Annotated in this window: 25 protein-coding genes and 1 tRNA gene; 19 read left to right on the top strand and 7 right to left on the bottom strand. The window is 42.3% G+C overall.

The window, feature by feature from the left end:
• Positions 1-3 precede the first annotated feature (3 nt).
• Entirely contained in the window at positions 4-1,014 is a 1,011-nt protein-coding gene (gene nadA, locus Q1V85_RS18305; protein ID WP_300602008.1) for a quinolinate synthase NadA, read from the bottom strand.
• A gap of 584 nt (positions 1,015-1,598) precedes the next feature.
• Between nadA and Q1V85_RS18300 the strand changes: the two genes are divergently transcribed.
• Positions 1,599-3,776 (top strand): S46 family peptidase, encoded by a 2,178-nt coding sequence (locus Q1V85_RS18300; RefSeq protein WP_300602007.1) that lies wholly within the window; start codon positions 1,599-1,601, stop codon positions 3,774-3,776.
• 54 nt (positions 3,777-3,830) lie between these two features.
• Positions 3,831-4,163, top strand: a complete 333-nt coding sequence (locus Q1V85_RS18295) for a hypothetical protein (RefSeq protein WP_300602006.1) — start codon at positions 3,831-3,833, stop codon at positions 4,161-4,163.
• A 94-nt stretch (positions 4,164-4,257) separates the two neighbouring features.
• Here the strand turns inward: Q1V85_RS18295 and Q1V85_RS18290 are convergent, their stop codons facing one another.
• From Q1V85_RS18290 to Q1V85_RS18280, 3 genes are all read right to left on the bottom strand, one after another.
• Complete coding sequence (locus Q1V85_RS18290; RefSeq protein WP_300602005.1) at positions 4,258-4,965, bottom strand: NUDIX domain-containing protein; 708 nt, start codon at positions 4,963-4,965, stop codon at positions 4,258-4,260.
• Between the two features lie 304 nt (positions 4,966-5,269).
• A complete protein-coding gene (gene rho, locus Q1V85_RS18285) occupies positions 5,270-6,973 on the bottom strand; it encodes a transcription termination factor Rho (protein WP_300602004.1) in 1,704 nt (567 codons plus the stop codon).
• Between the two features lie 167 nt (positions 6,974-7,140).
• On the bottom strand, positions 7,141-8,232 hold the full coding sequence (locus Q1V85_RS18280) for a CapA family protein (protein WP_300602003.1): 1,092 nt from the start codon (positions 8,230-8,232) through the stop codon (positions 7,141-7,143).
• A gap of 123 nt (positions 8,233-8,355) precedes the next feature.
• Between Q1V85_RS18280 and asnS the strand changes: the two genes are divergently transcribed.
• Positions 8,356-9,810: an asparagine--tRNA ligase gene (gene asnS, locus Q1V85_RS18275; protein WP_300602002.1), complete on the top strand. Its 1,455-nt coding sequence runs from the start codon at positions 8,356-8,358 to the stop codon at positions 9,808-9,810.
• A gap of 104 nt (positions 9,811-9,914) precedes the next feature.
• On the opposite strand, the gene Q1V85_RS18270 is transcribed toward asnS, so the two are convergent.
• Positions 9,915-11,138, bottom strand: a complete 1,224-nt coding sequence (locus Q1V85_RS18270) for a family 10 glycosylhydrolase (protein WP_300602001.1) — start codon at positions 11,136-11,138, stop codon at positions 9,915-9,917.
• A 41-nt stretch (positions 11,139-11,179) separates the two neighbouring features.
• On the bottom strand, positions 11,180-11,629 hold the full coding sequence (locus Q1V85_RS18265) for a MarR family transcriptional regulator (protein WP_300602000.1): 450 nt from the start codon (positions 11,627-11,629) through the stop codon (positions 11,180-11,182).
• Positions 11,630-11,828: 199 nt separating this feature from the next.
• On the opposite strand from Q1V85_RS18265, the gene Q1V85_RS18260 reads away from it, so the two are divergent.
• The 16 genes from Q1V85_RS18260 to mobC all read left to right on the top strand — a co-directional run bounded on the left by Q1V85_RS18260 (position 11,829) and on the right by mobC (position 25,675).
• Positions 11,829-12,719 carry an aldo/keto reductase gene (locus Q1V85_RS18260; RefSeq protein WP_300601999.1) on the top strand — a complete coding sequence of 297 codons (891 nt, stop codon included), beginning with the start codon at positions 11,829-11,831 and terminating at the stop codon, positions 12,717-12,719.
• Positions 12,720-12,914: 195 nt separating this feature from the next.
• Positions 12,915-12,991: transfer RNA gene (locus Q1V85_RS18255), tRNA-Asn, on the top strand.
• A 219-nt stretch (positions 12,992-13,210) separates the two neighbouring features.
• Positions 13,211-14,452: a site-specific integrase gene (locus Q1V85_RS18250; protein WP_300601998.1), complete on the top strand. Its 1,242-nt coding sequence runs from the start codon at positions 13,211-13,213 to the stop codon at positions 14,450-14,452.
• 59 nt (positions 14,453-14,511) lie between these two features.
• A complete protein-coding gene (locus Q1V85_RS18245) occupies positions 14,512-14,814 on the top strand; it encodes a hypothetical protein (protein WP_300601997.1) in 303 nt (100 codons plus the stop codon).
• A 79-nt stretch (positions 14,815-14,893) separates the two neighbouring features.
• Entirely contained in the window at positions 14,894-15,787 is an 894-nt protein-coding gene (locus Q1V85_RS18240; protein ID WP_300601996.1) for a phosphoadenosine phosphosulfate reductase family protein, read from the top strand.
• A gap of 378 nt (positions 15,788-16,165) precedes the next feature.
• Entirely contained in the window at positions 16,166-16,783 is a 618-nt protein-coding gene (locus Q1V85_RS18235; RefSeq protein WP_300601995.1) for a hypothetical protein, read from the top strand.
• A gap of 48 nt (positions 16,784-16,831) precedes the next feature.
• On the top strand, positions 16,832-17,380 hold the full coding sequence (locus Q1V85_RS18230; RefSeq protein WP_300601994.1) for a hypothetical protein: 549 nt from the start codon (positions 16,832-16,834) through the stop codon (positions 17,378-17,380).
• 39 nt (positions 17,381-17,419) lie between these two features.
• Positions 17,420-17,962 (top strand): hypothetical protein, encoded by a 543-nt coding sequence (locus Q1V85_RS18225; protein WP_300601993.1) that lies wholly within the window; start codon positions 17,420-17,422, stop codon positions 17,960-17,962.
• Between the two features lie 16 nt (positions 17,963-17,978).
• Positions 17,979-18,932, top strand: coding sequence for a DNA cytosine methyltransferase (gene dcm, locus Q1V85_RS18220; protein WP_300601992.1), 954 nt, complete (start codon positions 17,979-17,981; stop codon positions 18,930-18,932).
• A gap of 8 nt (positions 18,933-18,940) precedes the next feature.
• Positions 18,941-19,342: a hypothetical protein gene (locus Q1V85_RS18215; protein WP_300601991.1), complete on the top strand. Its 402-nt coding sequence runs from the start codon at positions 18,941-18,943 to the stop codon at positions 19,340-19,342.
• Between the two features lie 21 nt (positions 19,343-19,363).
• On the top strand, positions 19,364-19,810 hold the full coding sequence (locus Q1V85_RS18210; RefSeq protein ID WP_300601990.1) for a hypothetical protein: 447 nt from the start codon (positions 19,364-19,366) through the stop codon (positions 19,808-19,810).
• Positions 19,811-19,839: 29 nt separating this feature from the next.
• The gene (locus Q1V85_RS18205; protein WP_300601989.1) at positions 19,840-20,148 is read left to right on the top strand and encodes a hypothetical protein; all 309 of its coding nucleotides are present in this window, start codon (positions 19,840-19,842) and stop codon (positions 20,146-20,148) included.
• A 25-nt stretch (positions 20,149-20,173) separates the two neighbouring features.
• The gene (locus Q1V85_RS18200) at positions 20,174-21,529 is read left to right on the top strand and encodes a hypothetical protein (protein WP_300601988.1); all 1,356 of its coding nucleotides are present in this window, start codon (positions 20,174-20,176) and stop codon (positions 21,527-21,529) included.
• Between the two features lie 225 nt (positions 21,530-21,754).
• Positions 21,755-22,156 carry a hypothetical protein gene (locus Q1V85_RS18195; protein ID WP_300601987.1) on the top strand — a complete coding sequence of 134 codons (402 nt, stop codon included), beginning with the start codon at positions 21,755-21,757 and terminating at the stop codon, positions 22,154-22,156.
• Positions 22,141-23,655: a relaxase/mobilization nuclease domain-containing protein gene (locus tag Q1V85_RS18190; RefSeq protein WP_300601986.1), complete on the top strand. Its 1,515-nt coding sequence runs from the start codon at positions 22,141-22,143 to the stop codon at positions 23,653-23,655. Before Q1V85_RS18195 ends, Q1V85_RS18190 begins: the two co-directional genes overlap by 16 nt.
• A 28-nt stretch (positions 23,656-23,683) precedes the next feature.
• The gene (gene mobC, locus Q1V85_RS18185) at positions 23,684-25,675 is read left to right on the top strand and encodes a conjugal transfer protein MobC (RefSeq protein WP_300601985.1); all 1,992 of its coding nucleotides are present in this window, start codon (positions 23,684-23,686) and stop codon (positions 25,673-25,675) included.
• A 134-nt stretch (positions 25,676-25,809) separates the two neighbouring features.
• Here mobC and Q1V85_RS18180 read toward each other — a convergent pair whose 3' ends face one another.
• Positions 25,810-26,382: a hypothetical protein gene (locus tag Q1V85_RS18180; RefSeq protein WP_300601984.1), complete on the bottom strand. Its 573-nt coding sequence runs from the start codon at positions 26,380-26,382 to the stop codon at positions 25,810-25,812.
• Positions 26,383-26,428: the final 46 nt, after the last annotated feature.

The following is a 26,428-nucleotide window of genomic DNA, read 5'->3' as shown; positions in this document are numbered from 1 at the left end:
GCGTTACAAGCCGGCAGCAGCGCTGATCTCCAGCATCCGGTCGATGGGCTTTTTTGCGGCCAGCCTCAACGTTTCATCCATAATGATATCCGGCAATTCATATTTCATACAGAGATAAAGTTTCTCCAGTGTATTCCGTTTCATATGCGGACAATCATTACAGGCACAGCTATTATCCGGTGGTGCAGGAATAAACACTTTATCCGGACTATCTTTTTCCATCTGATGGAGAATACCGGTTTCCGTAGCCACAATATATTCGGTTGCATCATCTTCCCGGGTATATTTCAACAACCCGGTTGTTGAACCAATATAATCTGCCATTCGTAATAAAGGCTCCTCACATTCAGGGTGGGCAATCAATTTTGCATTAGGATGCTGATGCTTTAACCGTGTGATTTTTTCAAGGCTGAATATTTCATGCACCATACAGGCTCCGTTCCACAACAACATGTTCCGGCCGGTAACTTTGTTAATATACGCACCCAGGTTTTTATCCGGTGCAAAAATGATCTTCTGATCTTTTGGGAAACTTTCAACGATCACCCGTGCATTACTGCTCGTAACAATCACATCACTCAGCGCTTTAATTCCCGCACTGCAGTTAATGTAACTTACCACCACATGATCCGGATGCTGTTCCTTGAATTTCTGAAACAACGGCGGCGGACAGCTGTCGCTTAAAGAACATCCTGCCTTAAAATCAGGGATCACCACTTTTTTTGTCGGGTTCAGAATCTTCGCCGTTTCCGCCATGAAGTGCACTCCCGCAAAAACGATCATATCTGCATTCGTCTTTTGCGCTTCCTGTGCCAATCCCAGGCTGTCGCCGATGTAATCTGCAATATCCTGAATATCCGCCTCCTGGTAGTAATGCGCCAGGATCACTGCATTTTTTTCCTTTTTCAATTTTTCAATCTCAACAAACAGATCCAGCTTCGGATCTACTGCGATATCCAGAAAGCCGTTCCGATCCAAATCAATTTTTGCTGTTTCCAAAATACCTGAATTCATGATTGAAAATTTTGTACCTGCAATGATACGACCAAGCCAAATAAAAAATCAAAGTTTTTTCAGAATCCCCTTTTTCCTTTTAATAATATTTATATTAATTATTTATTTAAAAATATCTATTATTATTATGGCTGTGGATTAGTGGATAACCAGGTTATGCACTAATTTAATTTTTTTTAAAATTCCGGTTACTCACATCTATTTAACAGATATCCACATGGTGAAATTACGAATCATATTGGTTACGGTTGTTTATTCACAAAAATGTGAATTACGGAATGTTTACAATGGATGAAAGACATATTAAATTTACACTATGTTAATATTGTTGGTATAAATTGACGACAGTTCACCAAAAATTGAAAACACAGATCTGCAAGGCAAAGTTTCATCCGGTAATACATTTCACATACACGTTTCACGCTGGGTTATACACATTATTAATACGTAATTCACAGGCTATTGGGGAGAAAAAGACGGTTAAAAAGGAAGAAAAGATGAGTAATTATTAATAAACGAATGTAAGTAAGTAATAAAATTTGCTTTATCTTGCCTGCTTAATAATTCTGAAAAAGATGCATTTTTTGAAAAAATTTTTCGGCCTGGCGGCCGGATTAATGTACATGGGATTGGCAAAAGCCGACGAAGGAATGTGGTTACCGCAGTTACTGGAAAATCTGAATGAAAAGCGGATGCAGCAGCTGGGAATGAAAATCAGCGCAAAAGATATTTATGATATTAATAAAGGAAGCCTGAAGGATGCAATTGTAAGCTTTGGAGGATTTTGTACCGGGGAAGTTGTTTCGGAAAAAGGGCTGGTTTTTACCAATCATCACTGCGGATTTGAATCGGTGCAAAAACATTCAACACTTGATAAAAATTACATAAGAGACGGTTTTTGGGCACGCAACCAGGCCGAAGAGTTGCCGAACGCAGGCCTGTTTGTAACGTTTATTGTGAGGATTGACGATGTTTCGGAGCAGGTGTTGAAGGGCATTGAACAACATATGAAGGAATCTGAGCGGCAAAGTATTGTAGACCGGAATATTGAAGAATTAAAAAAATCCACAAAAGTGGAGCCATTCCAGGATGCAAAGGTGAATGCCTTTTTTGAAGGAAATAAATATTATCTGTTTGTAACGGAAACCTATAAGGATGTACGATTGGTTGGGGCCCCTCCTTCCAGCATTGGGAATTTTGGACAGGATTCAGATAACTGGATGTGGCCGCGGCATACCGGCGATTTTAGTGTATTCAGGATCTATGCCGGAAAGGATAACCGGCCGGCAGAATATGCACCGGGTAATGTACCCTATATTCCCAAAAAGGCACTGACCATTTCGCTTAAGGGAATGAAACAGGATGATTTTACCATGGTTTTTGGGTTTCCCGGGCGTACTACGGAATATCTTCCCAGTGAAGCAGTAAGGCAGATCGTGGAAGTGAACGACCCGACCAAGATCCTGATAAGAGATAAAACCCTGGGCGTTATGAACCGGTATATGCGGGCCAATGAAGACCTGAAGATAAAATATGCTTCGAAGTATGCAGGCATTGCCAATGCCTGGAAAAAATGGCAGGGAGAGGTGTTGGGATTAACACGTACCAGCGGCCTGCAAAAAAAGCTGCAATATGAAGCAGATTTTCAAAACAAACTGGAAGCAAGTGATCTGCTGAAAACAACCTATGGTCATACTTTACAGGATCTGAATAATGCCTATAAAGCAATAGAACCATATGCGCTTACCCGCGACTATTATCTTGAAATTACCGGGAAGATCGAATTGTTTGGCATCATTAACCGGTTAAGGGCTTTAAAAAAGATAACCGGAAAACCGGATTATGCGAAGGAGCAGGCCAAACAACTGGAAAACCTGACGGAACTTTATAAGAACCTGAGCAGTGAAGTGGACAAAGATATTTTTTCGGTCCTCCTGCCCCTGTATATGGAACAAAAACAAGGACCTTATATAGCACCAGTTGCCCGGCAGCAGTTTGAACAGTATGGAAAGAATTACCACAAATGGGCTGATGCATTATATGCCGGCAGTGTTTTTCTTGATGCTGCAAAAGTGTTAGAAGGGATAAGAACCGATCCCTCAACGCTGTACCGTTTTTTTGAAACGGACCCTTCGGCAAAACTGATCATTGGAATGGCAGATCTGTATGACCAGGAAGTGGCTCCAAAACTGAATGCGTTGCAGGCACGGATTAACGGATTGCAACGAAATTATATGCGGGCACAAACCGAAGTGCTTACTGATAAAACTTTTTATCCGGACGCCAACAGTACGCTGCGCGTAGGTTATGGAAAGGTAGATGGCTATAAACCGGCGGATGGCATCACCTATGATTATTATACTTACCTGGATGGAGTAATGCAGAAATATAAACCCGGTGATTACGAATTTGATGTACCTGAAAAGTTGCGCCAGCTCTATTTGAAAAAGGACTATGGCCGTTACGGAACCAAGGCTCCGTCGGGAAGTTACCGGATGCCGGTATGCTTTATTGCTTCCAACCATACAACAGGTGGTAATAGTGGCAGCCCGGTGCTGGATGCAAATGGGCACCTGGTGGGGATCAATTTTGACCGGGTATGGGAAGGCACTATGAGCGACATTCATTATGATGCTTCCATTTGCCGGAATATTATGGTAGACATCCGGTATGTGTTATTCATTATTGAAAAATATGCCGGGGCAGAACATCTGATCCGGGAAATGAAGCTGGCGGGTACTACCCCGGTTTCCCGGAAGTAACGGACAAAATTTAGTATATTTAAACATCTATTGATTCACTTAAAAGAATTTCTTATGGTAAACAACAAACACATTGCCACCTTTATATTGGGCGCACTGGCAGGCCTGGCAGCGGGTAAATATACCAGCATGAGCGATGAGGAAAAGGAAAAAATGATGAACAATCTTAAAGAGAAGGCAAATAAATTGAAGGATGATGCTACGGCTTCTGCAGAGCAGGCGAAGGATTATTTTTCCGAGCTGGCCACCAAGGGTATGGACTCTTTAAAAGAGCATTTTCCCGGTGCTGAAAAATGGATGCAGGATCTTTTTGGAAGCAAGAAAGCAGATGCTGCTGCAACAGATACCGGTGCTGCTTCGGATAAAGCGGAGGACGCAAAATCTTAACCAGTCGTTTTTAAGAAACCAGTTACAAGGTCTGCCGGAATAAGTATTGTTCTGCGGATGATTGAGCGCTGTATTGGATCGGTAATACAGATTGCTATAAAACATTGTTGGGGTTAGGTACCAGCTTTAAGATCTTGTGCAGGTTTTGCTGATAATTTTTGCGATCCAGTTTATAGAAATAAGCACCTTTTTTTGATCCGGATTTATCCTTATCCCGTTGTTTCAGCAAGAGCCCGGTGGAAAGCATTTTCCGGCTGAAGTTTCCCTTGTCGAAACTGGTTTCAAACACATCTTCAAAAAGACTTTGCAAAAGCGGAAGTGTAAACTTATCAGGAAGCAGTTCAAAAAGAATAGCATGGGAAGTAGCTTTATACTGCAACCGCTTTTTTGCCATTTTTACCATTTCTTCATGATCAAAGATCAGGTTGGGAAAATCCTTTATTGAAAACCATTCAGCCTGGTAGGCATCACTTAAAATCTCCCGGTACTTTTTTATATCGATCAGCGAAAAATAAGCAATGGAAACGGTGCGTTCCTGTGTATCCCTGTCGGGACTTGTAAAGGTATAAAACTGTTCCTGGTAAATATCCGTAAGCCCCGTAAGTGAGGCCAGGATGCGGCTTGCCGCCTGGTCGGCACTTTCATTCTTTGCAACAAAACCACCCATCAGGCTCCACCGGCCTTTTAAGGGAACGAGCGCACGTTTTATCAACAGGATCTTCAGGTTCTGTCCATCGTAGCCAAAAACGATGCAATCCACCGCTACGGTATAACGTGATTGATTACTATATTTTGCTGCCATAAAAATGCCTGGTTTTTCTAAATTAGAATTTTCAAAATGACAATTATTGCTGTGGGTTATACTAACAAAAGTAATGGTTCTGCGGATGAATAAAACAGGGCTTCAAATATTTTATATGCACCGGCATTTTTGATTTCGAAAAACGGCCTGCCTCAATTGCTGATAGGTATGGCACAACGTACAGCCTGTGTTTAGTGCAAAGACGATAACCGGGTCATTGCATTTATTTCAGCAGAGGCAAATAAAAAATGCGATACTATCTGGTATCGCATTTTTTATTTAAGGTCTATAAAGACCGATATGTTTAGGAATTCATGCTTGCCAAAAACTCTTCATTACTTTTGGTACCTTTCATGCGGCGGAGAAGTTCTGTCATTGCCTCCTCTGTCTTCATGTCTGCCAGGTATACCCGCAATAAATTCATACGTTGTAATACATCCCTATCCAGCAGCAGATCATCCCTTCTTGTAGAAGATGCGGTAAGGTCAATAGCCGGGTAAATTCTTTTGTTGGAAAGTCTTCTGTCCAGCTGCAATTCCATGTTACCGGTTCCTTTAAATTCTTCAAAGATCACCTCATCCATTTTGCTACCGGTATCAATTAATGCGGTTGCCAGGATGGTTAAAGAACCACCGTTTTCAATTTTACGGGCAGCACCAAAGAATTGTTTTGGTTTCTGCATAGCGTTTGCTTCCACACCACCGCTCAATACCTTACCGGAAGCAGGCGACACGGTATTGTGGGCACGGGCCAGGCGGGTAATTGAATCTAAAAGGATCACTACATCATGACCACACTCTACCAAACGCTTTGCCTTTTGCAAGGCCACGGTAGAAACCTTTACGTGTTTCTCTGCGGGTTCATCAAAGGTAGAAGCGATCACTTCTGCTCTTACGCTGCGCTCCATATCTGTTACCTCTTCCGGACGCTCATCTACCAGTACTACCATCAGGTAACACTCCGGATGGTTTTCGGCAATGGCATTGGCCACGGCTTTCAACAACATGGTTTTACCGGTTTTCGGTTGTGCCACAATGAGCCCGCGCTGTCCTTTACCAATAGGGGTAAAGAGATCGATGATCCTTGTAGACAGATCTGAAGGACGTGTAAACAGGTTTAATTTTTCGTATGGGAACAGTGGAGTCAGGTAATCAAACGGAACACGATCCCGTACTTCGTCTGGTTTTTTACCATTAATGGTATCTACTTTTAAAAGGGCAAAATACTTTTCGCCTTCTTTGGGAGGACGCACAGCACCATGGATGGTGTCACCGGTTTTTAAACCAAATAATTTTATTTGTGAAGGCGATACGTATACATCATCCGGGCTGGAAAGATAGTTGTAATCGGAAGACCGGAGGAACCCATAACCATCAGGCATCATTTCCAGAACGCCTTCGCTCAGAATCATTCCATCAAACTCAACGTTGAAGGAAGGGCTCATATCTTTTTTAGATGCGTATATTTTATTTTCAACAGGGTATTCTGTTTCTTCCAATATTGCCGGAGGAGGAGCATCGTATTTTTCCGTTGCCTTCAAAGCCTGTAAGATAAAGGCTTCTGTGGCTGCGTCGGTTTTAAATACGGTTCCTGCTTCTTCTGCTTCATCATTATCTGCGGTAACCGCTTCTTTTTTCAAAACGGGCTCCTCTTCTTCTTCTTCCTTCTTTGAAGGAGCTTTTTTCTTCTTAACGGCCGGGGCTGCTGCCTTTTTAGCTGCTGCTTTTTTAGCAGGTGCTTTCGCGGTTTTTTCTGCAGGTTCTTCTTCCTTTCCTTCTTCTTCCACAAAAGCTTCTTCGGTACCGATAGAAGTGGTGGCTTTTACAATGCGTTTTCTTTTGGGGCGGTCATCAGAGGAAGCTTTTGAACCGGTTACAGCCTGACTGTCCAGAATTTTGTAAATCAGGTCCTGCTTGTTCAATTTCTTGGCATTAGGAATCTTTAACTGTTCGGCAATGTCTAACAGTTCAGGAACGAGCATATCGTTCAATTGTAAAATATCATACATAAATGTGCGGGATTAATCAAAAGATTAAATCTTAAGTGTGATAATAATTTGGTAAAGAATTCAAGTTTTTTGGATTGATAAATGATAATTGATATTATCATTCAGCAGAGATGATCATATGTTGATAGGGTCATTTCTTTAGCAAAATTACTACCTTTTGGGAAAAATCAAAATTTTTTAATAATTATCTCCCCTTTTTGGGTAATTCTTAACGGGCTCTGCGGAAAGTCTTTCAGGCTGAGTTGTTGCATCCGGATGGCCACCGTTTTAGCTGTGTCAAGCCGTGGAGTTTGGTCATTTCCAGAGAGTTGGAGGGTGGAAATGATCCTGCCCCCGGCAAAATCCCCGTTCTTATTCACCCGGATCTTCAAAATGGGTGCAATTCCCAGGGAACCTTTCAGGCTGATAGCCCCGTAAGTGGCATAATTTCCCAGGCTATAGGCGATCAGTTTATTGCGGTAAAGCTCCAGCCCCCGCGCCACATGGGGGCCGCTTCCTAAAACCAAGTCGGCACCGGCATCTACACAGGCCCGGGCAAAAGCATGTACATCACCCCTGTCTTCTCCATGGAATAATTCCTTGCGTTTCAGTACCCGGTCCATATCATCACCTTCTGCTCCACCGTGAAAGTAAACAATCAGCAGGTCGGTACTATCTTTTATCTGGCTTATAAGCGTTGTAACCTGCTGCGGATGGCTTATATGCAGGTGTCTCCAGCCAAAGCCAGCAGCGATCACACCATAGCGGATCCCGTTTTTATGAATGATTGTGTGCGTTTGGTGATGTTTGATTCCGGCAAAGCCGATGCCGCTTTTTTCAAGCAGGGCCATTGTCTGCAATAGCCCGGCGTTGCCAAAATCGCCGGAATGATTGTTGGCAAGGCTCAAAAAGTCGAAACCGGCTTCCTTAAAATAATGTTCAGAACCCGGGGGCATGCGAAAAGCATAACAGTTTTTAGGATTGATGCATTTTTTTTCGGGGGCCGCCACATTGGTAATCACACCTTCAAGGTTTCCGATCAAAAAATCGTCGGATCTTAAGGAGTCGGCCAGTGGTGTCAGGATACTTCTTTTTGGCATTCGATGGCGATCCGGGAAGTCCGATCCCAGCATCATATCGCCCACGGCGGTAATGGTCACCTGTTCTTTTTCAACAGGCGGTTCCTTTTGTTCGGTAACAGGCTCGGCGGGCCTGGGCCGGGTGTTCTGGCACCCTGTTATCAAAAGGCTAGCGGTAATAACAAAAAGCAGTCGGATCATTGGTACAAAGATAATCAGAATAGCTGGTGTACAATTACTGCAGGTACATACGGAACTTCGAACGGATTGATGAAAGACAAAACACTTCATTGTGATTATCTTTGCGGTTCAAGAAATAGTAATATGTTTAACAAAAGGATTAAAATTAAAGAACTCCTGCAGCAGGACCCCGATAGGATCTATCGGGAAGAACAGCAAGTAACAGTAATGGGATGGGTACGCACATTCAGAAATAATCAGTTTATCGCTTTGAATGACGGATCTACCAATACTAATTTGCAGGTGGTGGCCACTTTGGGCATGTTTGATGAATCCTTGTTAAAGCGGATCACTACCTCGGCATCGTTGAAAGTAACAGGAACCGTTGTTCCTTCTGTAGGAAAAGGCCAGAAGCTGGAAGTAAAGGCAGATGCTATTGAAATACTGGGCGACTCCGATGCGGAAGCCTATCCGCTGCAACCTAAAAAGCACTCTCTTGAATTTTTAAGAGAAAAGGCGCACCTGCGTTTCCGGACCAATACCTTCGGATCCGTTTTTCGTGTAAGACATGCACTGGCCTTTGCCGTGCATAAATTTTTCAATGATAAAGGCTTTGTTTATTTGCACACGCCCATCATTACCGCCAGTGACGCCGAAGGTGCGGGAGAAATGTTCCGGGTAACAACCCTTCCTTTCGAAAACACCCCGAAGAACGACGATGGTTCGGTTAATTTTAAAGAAGATTTTTTTGGAAAATCGACTAATTTAACAGTAAGTGGCCAATTAGAAGGAGAATTAGGCGCTACCGCCTTTGGCGAGATCTATACTTTTGGCCCTACTTTCAGAGCGGAAAACAGTAATACAGCCCGGCACCTGGCCGAATTCTGGATGATTGAGCCGGAGATGGCATTCTGTGACCTGGAAGATAATGCCAATCTTGCCGAAGAATTTATTAAATACATCATCCGCTATGTGCTGGAAAACAACCGGGAAGATCTGGATTTCCTGGCGCAGCGCCTGGCTGACGAAGAAAAACAATTGCCCCAGGATAAGCGGAGTGAAATGGGATTGATTGAAAAACTGGAGTTTGTACTGAACAACGACTTCCAGCGCCTGTCCTATACAGAAGCCATCGACATTCTGAGGGACAGCAATCATAACAAGAAAAAGAAATTTCAGTATCCCATTACCGGTTGGGGAATGGATCTGCAAAGCGAGCACGAGCGGTACCTGGTGGAGAAACATTTTAAAAAGCCGGTGATCCTGATGAACTACCCTGCTTCTATTAAGGCGTTTTATATGCGCATCAATGAGGATGGAAAAACCGTTGCAGCCATGGATATCCTGGCTCCGGGCATCGGTGAAATTGTGGGTGGATCGCAGCGGGAAGAGCGGCTGGATGTATTGCTGGAAAAGATGGAAAAAATGGGTATACCGGAGGAAGAGCTTTGGTGGTACCTGGATACCCGCCGTTTTGGAACCGTACCCCATTCCGGGTTTGGACTTGGCTTTGAGCGGATGATTCAGTTTGTAACAGGTATGAGCAATATCCGCGATGTGATCGCTTTTCCGCGAACGCCGAAAAGTGCTGAATTTTAAAACCGAGGGTTACGGCACCTGATTTTACAAAGATGATGTGTTATTTAACACATCTTATCAAATAGCAATAAAAAAGGCAAGTTATAAATAAACTTGCTTTTTTATTAATTATTCGGTCGTTCCGGTAGCCAGGGCATGGGAGGAATTTTTGCCGGTAGCCGGTAGTAATTATTTCTCAAAGAATCATTCCATCCTGCAGGGTTTTTATCAAAACTCCTGCTGTTGAAATAAACACTGCCTTGTATACCGGGGTTATTTCGGAGTATTTTTATCTGATCCGGGATCTGGGATGGCTTTCTCCAATTGGCATTGCTGGCTTCATAATAACGGTATACTCCATGACCGATGTATACATGGCGGCCGTAGCTATGTTTGCCCCACCAGTCTACCATTGTTTCGTAAGGAATGAGATGGTCTCCAATCTCCCGGTACAGCTGTGGGGTAACATAATCGATCCACCCCATTCTTAACCAAAGCAGGATGTCTGCATAAAGATCATCGTAGTTGGTGATGCCCGCCTTTGTATTGCTGCCTGCCGGGTCCTGTGAGGCATTTCTCCATACACCAAAAGGGCTGATCCCGAATTTACACCAGGGTTTTACTGCTTTTATAGCGATATTCAGATTCCGGATCATGGAATCCACATTGCTCCTCCTCCAGTCTCCCCTGCTGAGTTTGGTGCCGGATTGTTTATACGCATAATCATCCGGAAAAGGCTTGGTGCCGATGGGGTACGGGTAAAAATAATCATCCATATGAATGCCGTCGATATCATAGCGGCGAACAATGTCTTTTACCACATCAATCACGAATTGCTGTACCTGTTTATTAGCAGGATTAAAATAGCGGGTAGTACCATAAGTAACATACCAGTCCGGACGTTTGCGGATCATATTATCAGAAGCAATAGAGGACTTTCCAATTGTAAACTCTGCCCGGTAGGGATTCAGCCAGGCGTGAAATTCCATGCCGCGTTTATGGGTTTCGTGGATCATAAACGCCAGCGGATCACAAAACGGAACCGGAGCCCTGCCCTGTACGCCGGTCAGCCACTGGCTCCACGGCTCATAAGGTGAGGGATAAAAGGCGTCGCCGCTGGGTCTTACCTGGGCAAGGATCGCATTCATACCATTGCGTTTATGCAGATCCAGTTGCCGGATAAATTCTGCCTTTTGTTGTTCTACGCTGGCGTTTTGCGGTGGCCAGTCAATACCCAACACGGTAGCAATCCACACACCGCGGAATTCATACTGGGGTTGCTGGGAAAAACTGGTATGACTGAAAAGGGTTACTAAAAGGCCAATAAGGAAAAATCGGATCAACATCATAGTCTACAAATGTAGCCCAACAAAACCTAATAAAAAACCAATCAAACATGCAGTTTGTCCAGCATAGAGCTGATCAGTTCCGCTTCTTCCTTGCTTACATTATTAAAGAAGGTTGCAATCCGGTCTTCGGTTTCATCCAGCAGGGCCAGCTTGTCAAGCCCGTTCCGGGTAATGACCACATCCACCAGGCGGTTGTCGACATTATTCGTGCATTTCGTGACCAGCTGTTTCAGAACCAGCCGGTCTACAATGCGGCTGGTATCGCTCATCCGGTCGATCATCCGTTCCCGTATCTGCAAGGTAGAAAGTGGCTGGGGAAAGCTCCCTCTCAGGATCCGCAATATATTGTATTGTTGTACAGTAAGATCCTCCTTTTTAAAACCGGCTTTCAGGAAAGACTGAAGGCTGCTGGAGGTATAGATTAAATTAAGGGCTAGCTTATGATAGCTGCTTTTAAACTGTCGTTGGTTTATTTTTTCTTCAATGGACATAACTTCCATATTTAGTAATGCTGTTTTTACAAATAGGTGCTGATGCCAGACCTTTTGTACAGAAGTTTCCGGCCCCTCATCAGGAAAATTATAAAAAAAACACACATAAACAAACATTTGTGATGTGTTTTAAGGAAACTTTACTGTTTATTAAAACTTTCATTTAAATACGGATGTTGTTTTTTAAAAAATCGTCATTATGGAATATCGGAATTTAGGAAATACGGGATGGGCGGTATCCACACTTGGCTTTGGCTGTATGTCGCTAACCGGTTCAAAAGAAGAAAACATTCGGTTGCTATCGGAAGCGGTAGCAGGGGGCATTAATTTTTTTGACACTGCTGATCTTTATGAGAAAGGCGAAAACGAAAAACTGGTTGGTCAGGCATTAAAGCCCTTCCGGAAAGATATTTTCCTGGCTACCAAGGCCGGTAATCAATGGCGGGCGGATGGTTCCGGTTGGGATTGGAACCCGCGTCGTGATTATATTTTAAGCTGTGCAGAACAGAGCCTGGAGCGGCTGCAAACGGATTATATTGATCTGTACCAGCTGCATGGAGGCACTATTGAAGACAATATTGACGAGACAATTGATGCGTTTGAAACGCTGAAGCAACAGGGAAAGATCCGGCATTACGGCATCAGCAGCATTCGCCCCAACGTGATCCGTGAGTATGTGAACCGTTCTTCCATTGAATCGGTAATGGTACAATACAGCTTGCTGGACCGCCGACCGGAGGAAGCGGTGCTCCCTTTGTTAAAAGAACACAATAAGGGCGTGCTGGTAAGAGGTGCGCTGGCCCAGGGTTTGCTCATAAACAAACCCGCAAAAGACTATGTGGGATATACAACGGAGAGCGTTGAAGAAATACAATTACAGGTAAAACAGTTTGCCGCAGATAATCAAATCACCGGGCAGCAGCTGGCATTAGGCTATGTGTGGAGTAACCCGGCAGTAACAAGTGTGGTGGCCGGTATCCGTACAAAAGAACAATTGCAGCAATTACTGGCGATAACACCAGGTGTAGTTAAAGATCTTACAGAATTGCTGCAAAAGGTCCCGGCAATTTTTTATGAACAACACCGGTAGCTGGATTCACCTAGCTGTTTAATTCTGGCAAGAAGCGATTATCAGGGTACCTATATGAATAGGATGAATGCTGAAAGTATGAGTGTCAATGAATAAACGGGTGGATTTAATAAAAAAAGCACAAAAAACTTTGGTAGAACCAAAAAGGACCTTATTTTTGCAACCCTTAATAGCACCACGCTGTTGGGAACATATTCCTCCTTAGCTCAGTTGGTTAGAGCATCTGACTGTTAATCAGAGGGTCGCTGGTTCAAGTCCAGCAGGGGGAGCCAAAGACGAATTAAAAAGACGTCAACGAACGCTGAAACCCGCTACTGTAGCGGGTTTCGTCATTTTGACACCTTATGTCAGTTCCGCCAAAATCCGCCGATTTCCGCTGGTTTGTTTGCACTTTTATTTACACTTTTGTTTGCACTTTGCACGGGTTTTGATAGTCCCTATCTGGAAAAATGCTGGGCTGAACCAGCGATTGTGAACCAGTAAAGGCCATCATGTCAGTATCCATCGGCATATTAATAAACTATCGGAACAAGAAAAATAAGAAAGGGCTGTACCCGGTCCACATGCGTGTTTCGATAGATAATGTCCACCAGTATTATCCGATAGACCTCCCTGTAAAGGTTGGCATGGAGGACTGGACGGGTAATGACCTGTTTTGGGTGGCTGAAACGAACCCTTACAGCGTTGAAATCAACGACGCAATCAATCAGACCCGAACCAAAATCATCGACATCCACCGAAGCCTGTATTCTCAAAAAAGAAAACTGTCCTTTTATCATGTTGATAAGGCATTGGGCTTTAAAGGGAACCGGGAGATTTTTAACGACTACTTCAAAAACTATATGAGGACTCCTCCCCCAACAGTTGTTATTACAGATGTTACGTGGGAGAAATACGACGCTTTTATAAAGCACCTGGATAAGTTCAACCCAGCCCTGCGCTTTGATGAAATCGACTGGGAAATGGTCGCCCGCATCCGAAATTATCTTGCGGAGCAGCGCGGGAGGAAGGGTGATTTACTCGCCCCAGCTACTATTAAATCTTATTTTGATAAATTTAAAGTGGTACTCGAGTATGCTGCTAAACGGGACGGTATGCTCGATATTAAACAGGTGGAATCTTTCTTTGAAGACGTAAAGGTTTCAGTACCGGATAAGGAAGAAGGGCTGCACCTTGAAATTACCGAGATCCAGGCATTCAAAAAAGTGATAACGGATACACAGTACCCTACCCAAAAACGGGATCAACGGCTATTCCTGTTTCAAATCTACACCGGCTATTATTATAATGACCTGAAGGTCTTAAAGCGGAAGCATGTGCGAAAGGACTTCGAACACGGGTATTATATCATCGGCGAGCGGGATAAAAACGGGAATGCCACAATTATCCCGTTGTGGAAGTTCCCGGATGGAGTAGCGACTCTGGAAGTGTTTATGGATCCCAATACCGAAAGTGAGTATTGGTTCCGCAGGAACATCTTTGTAGACCCGCAGGTTTATAACCGGAACATAAAGGTAATAGCTAAGGCGGCGGGAATTAACAGAGAAATCTCCAACAAAATAGCCAGGCACACTAATATCCAGATGTGGATACGTCTAGGGGCGAAAAGGCCGGTAGTCTCTAAAATGGCTGGACATGAAAAAGAAGCCACAACGGAAAATTACTACAAGGTAAATATTGCGGAGGTAATCGAAGGAACCGAAAATGTGAGCTTTACTTCATTAGGTATATAGTACAATCTCACTTTTTTGCCAATCGCTGCTAATAATTTGCATCTCCAAATGCAAATCCTATGACTAATCCTCCAAGGCCCTATACATTGGTGATGATCCCGGCTGAAGAATGGCAAGCCCTGAAGAACCAACTTCAACAAATCCGGGAAGAACTACGCCATCAAAGGGAACAATGTAAAGAACCGGGAATTACTGTTGATTATATCCTTGCTTCGGAATTTATGAAAGCTGTTGGTATCAAAAAAAGTAAACTGTACGAGCTTATTACCGAAAATAAAATTAAGACAGTAAAGAAAAGCCGGCATCTGTATGTTCTGGCATCTGAAGTGAAAAGATATTTTTCTGATCCAAATATCCGATAAAAACACCAATCGTTTTATAGATATATGTAAATCATCTGAGCCTTTTGGCGCTCAATTACAGGTAAAAAATAACCGACCTATGAAAGACAAATTACTAATATCCTTTTCGGGCGGTAGAACCAGCGCATTTATGACCTGGTGGCTGCTTCAGAATATGAAGGACAAATTTGAGATGATGGTTGTCTTTGCAAACACCGGTAAAGAACGCGAGGAAACGCTGCGTTTCGTAGAAAGGTGCGATAAAAAGTTCGGGTTTAATCTTACATGGATTGAAGCCGTCACGCATTACGAAACGGGGAAAGGGGTAACTGCCAAAGTGGTAAACTTTCACACGGCTAGTAGAAACGGAGAGCCCTTTGAAGCATTTATTAGAAAGCACGGAATACCCAACATGGGTGCACCAAAATGCTCACGTGAACTGAAGGGATATGCAATAAGAGCATATGCCCGGAGTTGCGGCTGGAAAGGGTATTATACGGCTATTGGAATACGAGCCGATGAAACCCATAGAATTAATATCAAAACGATGAAAAGGAATCGGATAATTTATCCGCTGGCAACGTTAATACAAGTCACTAAAAGCGATATTAATCTTTTCTGGAGTAAACAGGATTTTGACCTCGAACTTAAGAGTTACGAAGGAAACTGTGACCTGTGTTGGAAGAAAAGCCTCCGAAAATTAATGACAATTGTTTCAGAAAATCCGCAATTAGTTGAGTGGTGGAGAACGATGGAACAGCACTACGAAAATTTCATACCTGACGCAAGTAAAAACAATCCTAAAATAAAACCACCTCTACGATTTTACCGAGATAATATGACTACTGACGAAATTGTAGAAGATGCTACCTATGATTTTGAGCCGGCAATTGATGAAAGCAAAATGATTGACGAATACAAGCAACTTGCCTTTTTCAACGAATGGTACGATAGAGAAGAATCTGGATGCACACAATCTTGTGAGGCATTTTGACGCTCATTTGCTTAATTTCTTACGAATAAACATTTCCCATCTACCAACATCTCACCTATTTCACTTTTCCAACAATCCAAATTTGTATCAGAAATAATTGTTTAAAAAGTAAACCAGAATAAATGAACGCACAATTAAAAATGAAAATTCCTGACAAGACCGAAGTGATTCTTTACTTTTTTCGTATGGGTCTCCAAATAAAACATGCCGACGCATTCTTCCTGTATTACCAGTCTCAGAAGTGGCAAATAGCACCAGGTCGATGGGTAAAAAATTGGAAATCCCTTGCTTTTAATTGGGTGTGTTCATTTAAAAAAGGTAGACCCCTAAAGGGACAGCAAATTATATATTAATGGTTATTTATTTAAAAACAATAGAATGAAAATAGAAGTACGGGATATCAATATCCATGATGAATGGAGTGAAGAACCCATAGCGTTTCATGCCAATTTATATGTAAACGACAGGAAGATAGGTGAAACAGAGAATAGAGGCAATGGCGGATGCACACGCTATTTTATATTAAAAGTGGAAGATGCTGAATCACTCAGACAGGCTGAGGAATTCTGTAAAACACTGCCTCCCTATAAAATCAGGAATTATCCTTCGGAAGGACAGGAAACCGAATTCCCGATGGATTTGGAGACATTTATTGACAACGCGGTGAACGAGGAGTTCGAAAAAATGGAACTGAAGACGTTCAACGAAAAATTGGAGAAGGATCAGTTGGACAGTATTGTTTTCGGCATCAAGGATAAAAGTTACCGGCGACACCGTTTGGAAAATACTGTTGACGAGATGCTGAAAACTAGAGCAGGAATAAAAGTGCTTGAATGTAAAATCTTATATAAAATAAGCAAATGGATGAAAGAGGATGAAAATATATTGAATACCAATCTTCCCGAAGAATTAATAACTCTTTCCCGGCGACCCAATCCACGTAAACAGGTAGATTCCGATTTGGAAAACCGACCGAGATCCAGAAAATCGAAATAGACATTTTGTATGCCGGCACTATGCCTTTTAAATTATCAAATAGACGCTATGGAAAACTCAACCGAAGAAAACGGAAAAACACAAGCAGAATTATTACATGAGCGGACAAAATTGGGTAAGCTGCCTGTAATAGAGATAGCCGGCCATCCTTTCTATGTAGATGTTCGTATGGAGACGTTCAGGCCCCATGATGATTTTACTGCCCTTGGAATTTCATTTTCCATATTTAACCGTTTTGAAATGTCATTCTGCCCCGTGAGAATTGCTTATGATCCCCGAAAGCATGTTGCATTAAATATAGACTATGAAAAATTATCTGAGATTCCAAAAGACTGGATTATGGTGGAGATACCTCACCCAAAAACACTTGATCCTTACGGCTATGCCCGTGAAAACGGATTAAACATCGAACAGACATTAAGGAGTTACCCGTTGCGGGAAAATGTTAAAGCTAAAATTGTGCCCTGGGAGGACACGGGGATTCTATTCTATATCGAGGAGAACAAAAAGAAAATGGAGCGAGGGCAAAGAAGAGAACAAAAAAAACTACTCAACCAAGATATGGGCAAACGAAAAAGTCGCGGCGTGTCGCGATAAATTCTTGTATGAAATATCTAACCTATCAAAACGTAATTTATGGGCAACACTAATAACGCCAACGAAGGGCCTTCTCAGCAAGATCTTCTAAATGAGCGCATGAATGGCATTTTACCGGTAATTGACATTGCCGGACATCCCCACTATGTTGATGTTGGTATGGATGCTATCCGCCCTCATGATAACTTCAGATCGCCTGGTATTCCGTTTTCAGAATTCAAAGATTTTGAAATGATAGCCAACATCGCCTGGCTTTTCTACAATCCAAAGGAACGGGAATTACTTACAAAAATTGACCTCCAACAACTTTATGAAATACCTGGCGATTGGATTGTTATAGAAATTCCTCAACCTGTTTTTTTGGACCCGTATGGTTTTGCAGTAAAAAATGGGTGGGATATTAAAGAGACGTTGAAGGTATATCCTATCCAGGAAAACCTGAAAGCGCGGATTGTGCCCTGGGAGGAAACGACTATCCCTCGCCTAATCGAGGAAAATAAAGCGCGGCGGAAAGGAATAAAAGCCAGGCCAAGGTTTTTGAATCCGTATAATAAGTGGGAAGGAAAAGGCCCTCGCAGGTAGCTACAATGAAGAAAAGATGCGACATGGAAGCCTTTTCTCCGGAATCGGCGGCTTTGATTTGGCTGCGCTATGGATGGGATGGGTGAATATTTTCAATGTCGAAATAGACCCTTTCTGCAGGCGAGTGTTAAAATTTCATTTCCCATTCACCATTCAGTTCGATGATATCAGAAAATTTAATGCAAAAAGATATTATGGATCAATTGACATTATTTCCGGAGGATTCCCGTGCCAACCATTCTCCCTCGCCGGTCGAAGAAGAGGCATGTCAGACGACCGTTATCTCTGGCCGGAAATGCTCCGGGTTATTGACGAAATACGGCCCACTTGGTTTGTTGGCGAAAATGTTGCTGGAATCCTCAGTATGGTACAACCCGGTGTGCCGGTTAACCTGGGAAGCCAGGCCGGTTTTGGAAAAGAAGATCAGGAAATCATTACAGAGCATGAGTACATCGTCTGGACCATTTGTAAGGACATTGAGCGAATCGGATATTCCGTCCAACCATTTGTTATTCCAGCTTGTGGTGCAGGCGCTCCCCATCGGCGAAACAGGATCTGGTTTATTGCCCACTCCAACGGCATCTTACAGTACCCGGCATTTTCAAAAGAGTCAGAAAGTAATTCTTACCAAAAATGGCCAGCGCTTTCGACCGGATTTACATCAGTTGGCGGCAGCCGGATTATTACCAACTCCCACAGCGCGGGATTGGAAAGGACCACAGGCCCGATCCTATCATCAGGAAAAGATGGACAATCTTCCAGGACTGGTTCGATTCCAACTTGGGAAAGCTGGCCCACTGAATCCCCTGTTTGTCGGAGAAATGATGGGATTTCCTCCCAATTGGTTGACATCTCCTTTTCAAAATGGAGGAAAGAATCTCTGCGGTCCTTTGGAAATGCGATAGTTCCACAGGTTGCTTACCAGATATTCCAATCAATTGATCAAACACACCGGTTACCAGGTAATTGAAATATGTTATGATAATAGAAATAGAAAAGGTAAGGATGTTTGCGAAACATCTCAGATCCAAACTTGAAATTCAGGCGGATATAGTTTTTTCGCCGACAGGATTTTCCGATATCGGTGATCTTCATTTTTGCTGTGGGCCCTATGACGAAGCACTGTTTCGCCACGAGCATCTAATAGATATTGATAGCTTTAATTGCTATGATGTTCGCAAACTTTATGAGGCCTTTGTATTGTTGGACAAACGAAAAATGCCTCTACAGAATTTTATCCTTAAAGATCAGTGTGGAGTTGAACATCTCGACATAAGAGCCTTAATGAATAAAAAACAGGAAGTGAAACTTAAACGAATCTGTTCCAAGCCGAGGATTATCAAAAACGGCCCCACTCAAGGCATAATTAAAAGAAGATAACCCTTAAAATCATTTGTTATTATGAGCCTGTTTTACACATTTCTTGACGAGCAAATCAAATTATTAAAAGAAAAAGGGTATGACGAAAAATCGATTAACAGCCCAAATACAGAAGGGGTGTTATTTTCTGAACTCCGTAGAAACTTTTCTTTCGCTCTGCATCAAAGCTATAGCGAAAACAATGCAGTGGATTTTAGTATTGATGCGATTGGATACTTTAATGAACATAAAGATGTTATCTGCTTCAAATTCAACTACCAATTTGACCCTAATAAATGTGATCTCTCTATCAAAAATATTGAACTTTTAAGCGCCAGTATACACTGTAAAATTCCCATTCAATCTCCAAAAGATATTCCTCATTCTTCCGAGGCGCCCGAAATACTCCTCAATCACCATAAGATTCGGCCCAGGCAGATGGATTCAAATTTTAGCCGGAAATCAGAGAATAGAATAAGAAGACGATAAACAATATTCATCATTTATAAAAAACAACAATGGCAGAAATTAAAAGACGTACAATCATATTTACTACAGGAAAGCAGGTCCGGCTTTTTGGAAACAGCATTGGAATCGGAAAAACGCTGGAAATTGGACAAGTATACATGCCCGATATTCTTTCCCACAGTTTGGAAAGTGGTGGCGATTTGAACGGCCCTTCCGTTCATAACCCCAATAAACTAACCACGGAGGAAGTAATGGAACTTGCTGACCTCATGATGCAATATTGGCTACAACTTAAGGACAATATCCGGAAGTTCGGAATTGAAAACCCTAAGATTTTCATTCGGGATGCCTCAAAATAAATTTAAACCTATCAATGAAAACACCATGAGCGAAGAAAAAACAAAGGATCTATTGGACTACCTGGAATCTCTTGGATTTAAAGATCCTAGTTTCGAAGACCAAATAAGAATGGCTTTTCACAGGAGGAGTCAGCCTTTTGACCTTGAACACACTGTTCATTTTGGAATGGAAGCCATAATGTTTCGTCTTGAATTTTGGTGGGACCATCAATTTAACGCGTTTAAATTTGTTAGATATCGTGCCGTATACAAGTCCGCTCCCGATGCTGAAGAAATCTATAAGGAATATGGCCCACTGGCAGGAGGAATTTATCATGTTAATTCGGTTTATCATGATTTGTCCGGGCGTATGGAAAATCTTTATGAAAGGTTTCAGCAGATGGACTTGGAAGCTTTCACTGGAATTGAACTTTATTGGGAGTTGCAGGAGCAGCTCGCGCATAATCCCGACAAGTTTGAAATAAAGTGTTTCCGTGATACCCCTGAAGGCCATATTGAGTTTATCGTTCCTGTAGAAAAGGTAAATGGCAACTATGAATTAAACACCTACAGTGCAACACTAACGCCGTTACCCTCTATTGATCACGGTGTGTTTAGTGGGATTGATACGCTTGCACTGGAGGTTTTAATGAGAGAAATCGATTGGCAGAATGACAGAAAGCTATTCGTTTTTAGCGATGAATCGGGACCAGTATTCACTTCTAAAGTTGAAGAAGTACAGAAACAAATATATGAGCTTACTCTCAATCGATCTCCAGGAGGTGCGCACATCGCGGACTTGCTAGCGTTGAAATATTGGAGAAATGCTACTTTTTTTGAAGATCAAGTGGAGCAAAGTGCCTGGGAGTTCGAAAAAGCGCTGCCGGAAAGAAGCCAAAATTTTCCCGTGACCTTAAATAGTAAGGCAGCTTTTAATGCGTTATGCGGAAGGGCCGTTTATCAAACAAGGCCTTATCCATTATACGTAGAAAAACCAGCATGGGTTCGTTTTGATTTCTCTGCAGTGGGGCCGAATGGAAGTTATATCTGTGAAGTAATCTCTGGTTTCAGCATCGATGCCTTGAAGGAAGAAATTAGATATCTCCCTATTCATAAGGACTCTTTTGACAGAATTGCGGATGAACTTCTGATGGGTGACCAGGTCAAAATAACCTTGCCCGATGGAAAAAAACTGCATCTCGAAGCCTATCCGGAAGGGAAAACAATAAATGTATACGCGGATAATCTGAAACCTATTATGGTAAACTTACATTTTGATCCCGACTGGAAACCACGGCAAAGCGGAGAAGCTAAACAGGAAATCTTGAAAAGAACACCACGGAAAACCCCGATAACAAAGGAGGATTCGTCTCAAAATAATAGGAAATCCCGAAGACGATAATAACAATTTTCTTAACCCTGAAATTAAACTGAAAATCTGCCACAATAGCAGTTTTGCCTTGCTAAAACAGTTATACTCGTTTTAGCGGCGTTTCCGAACGCGCGAGGGCGCATTCAGCGAGGTGTATAGTTGTGCACAACTAAAATACCGTGCCTTCAGAGTCGGCACGGTATAAAGCCTCCAGAGTCGGCTTTTATGACAGGGTTAGTAAATGCAAGATAATATATGCGTAGGAAAGTTAACGATAAAGAGGCACTTAAATATGATATAAAGCTACGGGTGAACCAGAGGCATTTTGATCGTTTGTCAAAGATGCTTTCTGAATCACATTATAGAAACATGAGTGAATTGCTCCGGGATATTGTGTGTGAACGAAAGGTTGTTATCTATACAAGGGATGAATCCATCAGCGTTGTTATGGAAGAACTTTCCCGGATTCGCAAAGAGCTTAATGCCATTGGAAACAATACCAACCAGGCAGCAAAACAAATTAATGCGACAGTCGATAAAAACAAAATTCTGGTCTTTGGCGTGGAACTTTCAGAACAACATCGGCAGGTGCTACAACTAACGGAGCAATTATTTCCGATCATCTCTCAACTGGCAAAAAAATGGTTGCGCGGATAACAAGTGGTAAAAATATAAGAGGCGTTCTGAGCTATAATGAAAACAAAGTAAAGGAAGGTGCCGCCATATGCATCGATGCCGTGGGTTTTGGTTGCCTACCTGAAGAGCTGAGCTTTGTAGGCAAGCTGGCGCGATTTACCGGCTTGACGGAACGGAATAGTATTGCTAAGACGAATGCGATTCACATTTCACTAAATTTTCATCCTGATGAAAAGCTCGAGAATCAAACACTCCGGGATATCGCAGAAACTTACATGGAGAAAATCGGATTCGGGGATCAGCCCTATCTTGTTTACCGGCATAATGATGCTGCGCACCCACATATTCACATAGCCACAGTAAACATCCTGTCGGATGGGAAGAGAATAGACATTCATGATGTAGGAAGGAATGAATCGACTAAAGCCCGGAGGGAAATAGAAGAACTATTCGGACTGGTTCGGGCGGATGAGCAAAAAGGAAATGGAGATTCCGGATTAAAACCAGCGGATCTTTCGGTTGCGGAGTATGGGAAGCGACCCACAAAAAATGAAATTTCCAATATCGTTCGTACAGTAGCAAAATATTATCGTTACACGAATTTTGAAGAGTACAGAACAATTTTAAAGGAGTACAATATCCAGGCAAATCGTGGGGAACCGGGAACCCGAATGCATAAAAGCGGCGGAATGGTTTATCAAATATTGGATCCAAAAACCGGAAATGTTGTTGGCGTCCCAGTAAAGTCCAGTAGCATCTATGAAAAACCGACATTAAAGAATATTGAATCTAACTATGAACGGAACGGTGAAATCAGAAAGAAATACCGGGAGCGAGCAAAACAGACAATAGATGGCATTCTGGAAAAACACACAGATAAAAAGTCCTTTCTTGAAGCATTGAAGTCTGAAAACATAATCGCAACGTTTAAAAGAAATGATAGCGGATATATTTATGGCATTACTTATTTAGATAAAACCTCCTGCTGTTTTTTCAACGGGAGTGACCTTGGAAAAGCATATAGCGCAAAGGCCATTCTTGAACGATTGCAGACAGGAAATGCAATAGAAAACCTCCAGAACCGGGATTTCGTGGGAAAGCTTCTTTCAGAAACAGACTTCTCCAAGGATTTTAAAGAGGTTCTTTCCAGTTGGGTTGGGGCCGGCGCATTGATACGCGCATTTGACTCTGGAGATGGGGAAATCCGCTATAAAATGGGAACGCCTAAATCTACGGAAGATTCATGGCTTCCAGTTAATAAGAAATTGGTTGGGTATTTTCGGGCGAACCAATTCGGCATAAACCAGGCAAACACGGTATTAGATTTTGTATTGACTCGGCTCTTTCCTTCTACACTTTTTCAAGGTAAGGAGTATGAATGGGAACATATTTTTCTTAAAATAGAAAGAGACCTGGCGTCAGTCCTCCAAAAATTATGGGATCCGGTTTATACAAATCAATCAATGCCCATAGAGCTCATAAGGGAGGCCCGAAAGAAAAAGAAACGAAGAAGACACTAGTTCGCTAACCCAAAACAAATAAATACCTATGAACACCGGAGAAAATGAGCAGGGACTGAGAGTCATTATGGATTTTGTCCGTAAGGCAAGCATAATTCTGCTTATCGTGCATTTTTATATTAGTTGCTACGGGGCCTTTGAAAAATGGGGCCTGACCTTTAAAATTCTGGAGTCCATATTGCTCAATTTCTCCCAGTTCGCGCTTTTTACACATCCGATTTATATTAAGGCCTTTTCCCTTGGATTGCTTGTTGTGTCTCTTATTGGTGTAAAGGGAAAGAAAGATGAAAAGATTAGTCGAGCCAGTATTATAACCTCTATGGTATTGGGTTTATTGATTTATTTTATTTCGGGGTTGCTGTTTTATGCGGTTCTTCCCGCCGGACCACTGACCATTGGCTACATTTTTATTACATCGGTTGGATTCCTCCTTTTTCTCACAGGTGGGGCGAGGCTGTCCCGGTTAATAAAGCTTCAGCTGAACAAGGATATTTTTAATGAACTTAACGAGACGTTTCCACAAGAAGAACGGCTGTTGGAAAATAAATACAGTATAAACTTGCCGGGTTTGTACAAGCTGAAGGGAAAAGTTTGCCAGATGTACCTGAACCTGATCAATTGTTTTCGGATGGTATTAATCATCGGCTCGCCGGGCGCGGGCAAGACATTCTACCTCGTTCGGGAGATCATTTTGCAATGCATAAGAAAAAAATACTGCATAGTATTATATGATTTCAAGTATGATGACCTCACAGTTATAGCGTATAACGCCTGCCTGAAGTACAAAAAGTTTTACTCCGTCGAGCCAAAATTTTACATTATCAATTTTGATGACCCGATAAACAGATGTAATCCGTTGGAGCCTTCGACACTTTTGGACGTAACAGATGCTACCGAAAGTTCACGCACCATTCTGCTTGGGTTGAATATGGAATGGATCAAAAAAACAGGTGACTTTTTCGTGGAATCACCAATTAACTTTTTTACGGCCATTATCTGGTTTTTAAAGAAATATAAAAACGGAGCGTATTGCACGCTTCCCCATGCCATTGAGCTGATGCAGGCAAATTATGATGATCTTTTCCCCGTTTTATCTACGGAGCCAGAAATAGAAATATTGATCAATCCTTTTATAAGTGCCTACATGAACCGGGCGATGGAGCAGCTGGAGGGCCAGGTCGCGTCAGCAAAAATTGCACTAGCGCGACTCTCGTCGCCACTCCTCTATTATGTGCTGTCCGGAAACGACTTTTCGCTTGATGTGAACAATCCAAAAGAGCCCAAAATAATAGCCCTGGCTAATAACCCTGAAAAGACTCAAGTGTATGGTGCAGTGATTTCATTGTACATTAACCGGCTGTTTCGAATACTTCCAAAGAAAAACCGGCAACATACGGCAATTATTGTCGATGAGGCCTCCAGTTTATTCGCAAACGGCATCGAAAATTTTTTAGCAATTTCCAGGGGATACCAATTGGCTACCTTTTTGGCGATCCAAAATGTCGCGCAACTCAGAAAATCCTATGGCAGAGAACAAGCAGATGTGATCTTCAATTTAGCCGGCAATATTATCTGCGGCCAATCCACCGGGGATACCGCCAAAGCTGTCTCAGAAGCCATAGGAAAAATCGTCCAGGAGCGGGAAAGCGTGTCTATAAACCGGACAGATACCAGCGTTAGCAGGAACACCCAACTCGATTATGCAGTGCCTGCATCCAAAATAGCAACAATGAGTGCCGGAGAGTTTGCAGGTGTGGTTGCCGATAATCCCGACCAAAAGATAGATCGCAAGGCTTTTCATTGTACAATTGTAAATGACCCCGACTCAATAAATGCCGAAGCGGCCACATATAAAAAGCTTCCGGATGGCAAGGTTTCACAACTCTCCATTCAGAACAACTATATCCGGATAAAAAATGAAGTGACTGATATTATTGAGCAGGAAATAGAAAGAATAAGAAAAGATCCCGATTTGGCGCATTTGCTATTCGTTAAGCCGGATTCCAAAAAGGCACCCTGACAGGAATATTACATTACATTGCTTCAGTTATTTATTATTATTTGACTGTCCCGAGGAATCCTAGTCAGGCCAGCAGGATCTTTGCATAGGGTAAGATCTTCTTAAAGTTCAGCAAACTACTATTATTCGAAATATCACAAATACCCCCTTTCCCTTAATATCTTATCAATTTCTTCCTGACTAATTGGTTTAGGTACTGCTTTTGAATGATCAGCTGACGATATGGAGATTTCGTTTACTCTTATTACCATATTACCATCTGGGCCAATAAAGGGCGTCGTTTCAATATCCTTAGTGACATCCAAAACGCCAAATTCCTTTAAAAACCCTGAGCGCATCGGGCAATGCCAGTAATCAGCACTAAAGAATTTTTCTTGTGTACAAAAGATCGATCTTTTCTTTTTACGCCAGCTTAGCAAATGCTCTTTAACTGTTACTCTTTCAAATTCCAGAACGACCGGATAAAACGTCATTAACATCATAAATTGCTGATGGTATTTGAGTTCCTCTGCACTTGGTGGTATCGATGGCTGAAAAGAAGGAGCCAGCAAGATACTGTATAGCTGGTTAAAACTGACTTTAGCTTCTTCTAGTGAGTTGAAATGGATCAAAGCTGACGCGTTGGAATCCCGCACGATAAGAGACTCAATGTTATTGAGTTTTGATCCAATCAGATATACTTTTGTCCCTGTATTTCGATTTTCCATTGGCGTAAATTTTCATACCTGCGGCACTATAAAGTTATGCTATTTA

Source organism: Niabella sp., assembly GCF_030150205.1.
Lineage (GTDB): Bacteria > Bacteroidota > Bacteroidia > Chitinophagales > Chitinophagaceae > Niabella.
The sequence above is the reverse complement of the archived record's forward strand: the minus strand, read 5'-3'. Positions and strand labels throughout refer to the sequence as shown.

Bases quoted from the DNA above. Each gene is read 5' to 3' on its own strand.
- Q1V85_RS18265 (WP_300602000.1), bottom strand. From the start codon at position 11,629: ATGTCCATTGAAGAAAAAATAAACCAACGACAGTTTAAAAGCAGCTAT.
- Q1V85_RS18225 (WP_300601993.1), top strand. From the start codon at position 17,420: ATGGGCAACACTAATAACGCCAACGAAGGGCCTTCTCAGCAAGATCTT.
- asnS (WP_300602002.1), top strand. From the start codon at position 8,356: ATGTTTAACAAAAGGATTAAAATTAAAGAACTCCTGCAGCAGGACCCC.
- Q1V85_RS18290 (WP_300602005.1), bottom strand. From the start codon at position 4,965: ATGGCAGCAAAATATAGTAATCAATCACGTTATACCGTAGCGGTGGAT.
- Q1V85_RS18250 (WP_300601998.1), top strand. From the start codon at position 13,211: ATGTCAGTATCCATCGGCATATTAATAAACTATCGGAACAAGAAAAAT.
- Q1V85_RS18190 (WP_300601986.1), top strand. From the start codon at position 22,141: ATGGTTGCGCGGATAACAAGTGGTAAAAATATAAGAGGCGTTCTGAGC.
- Q1V85_RS18260 (WP_300601999.1), top strand. From the start codon at position 11,829: ATGGAATATCGGAATTTAGGAAATACGGGATGGGCGGTATCCACACTT.
- nadA (WP_300602008.1), bottom strand. From the start codon at position 1,014: ATGAATTCAGGTATTTTGGAAACAGCAAAAATTGATTTGGATCGGAAC.
- rho (WP_300602004.1), bottom strand. From the start codon at position 6,973: ATGTATGATATTTTACAATTGAACGATATGCTCGTTCCTGAACTGTTA.
- Q1V85_RS18200 (WP_300601988.1), top strand. From the start codon at position 20,174: ATGAGCGAAGAAAAAACAAAGGATCTATTGGACTACCTGGAATCTCTT.
- mobC (WP_300601985.1), top strand. From the start codon at position 23,684: ATGAACACCGGAGAAAATGAGCAGGGACTGAGAGTCATTATGGATTTT.
- dcm (WP_300601992.1), top strand. From the start codon at position 17,979: ATGCGACATGGAAGCCTTTTCTCCGGAATCGGCGGCTTTGATTTGGCT.
- Q1V85_RS18195 (WP_300601987.1), top strand. From the start codon at position 21,755: ATGCGTAGGAAAGTTAACGATAAAGAGGCACTTAAATATGATATAAAG.
- Q1V85_RS18280 (WP_300602003.1), bottom strand. From the start codon at position 8,232: ATGATCCGACTGCTTTTTGTTATTACCGCTAGCCTTTTGATAACAGGG.
- Q1V85_RS18210 (WP_300601990.1), top strand. From the start codon at position 19,364: ATGAGCCTGTTTTACACATTTCTTGACGAGCAAATCAAATTATTAAAA.
- Q1V85_RS18270 (WP_300602001.1), bottom strand. From the start codon at position 11,138: ATGATGTTGATCCGATTTTTCCTTATTGGCCTTTTAGTAACCCTTTTC.
- Q1V85_RS18245 (WP_300601997.1), top strand. From the start codon at position 14,512: ATGACTAATCCTCCAAGGCCCTATACATTGGTGATGATCCCGGCTGAA.
- Q1V85_RS18205 (WP_300601989.1), top strand. From the start codon at position 19,840: ATGGCAGAAATTAAAAGACGTACAATCATATTTACTACAGGAAAGCAG.
- Q1V85_RS18235 (WP_300601995.1), top strand. From the start codon at position 16,166: ATGAAAATAGAAGTACGGGATATCAATATCCATGATGAATGGAGTGAA.
- Q1V85_RS18180 (WP_300601984.1), bottom strand. From the start codon at position 26,382: ATGGAAAATCGAAATACAGGGACAAAAGTATATCTGATTGGATCAAAA.
- Q1V85_RS18230 (WP_300601994.1), top strand. From the start codon at position 16,832: ATGGAAAACTCAACCGAAGAAAACGGAAAAACACAAGCAGAATTATTA.
- Q1V85_RS18295 (WP_300602006.1), top strand. From the start codon at position 3,831: ATGGTAAACAACAAACACATTGCCACCTTTATATTGGGCGCACTGGCA.
- Q1V85_RS18215 (WP_300601991.1), top strand. From the start codon at position 18,941: ATGATAATAGAAATAGAAAAGGTAAGGATGTTTGCGAAACATCTCAGA.
- Q1V85_RS18240 (WP_300601996.1), top strand. From the start codon at position 14,894: ATGAAAGACAAATTACTAATATCCTTTTCGGGCGGTAGAACCAGCGCA.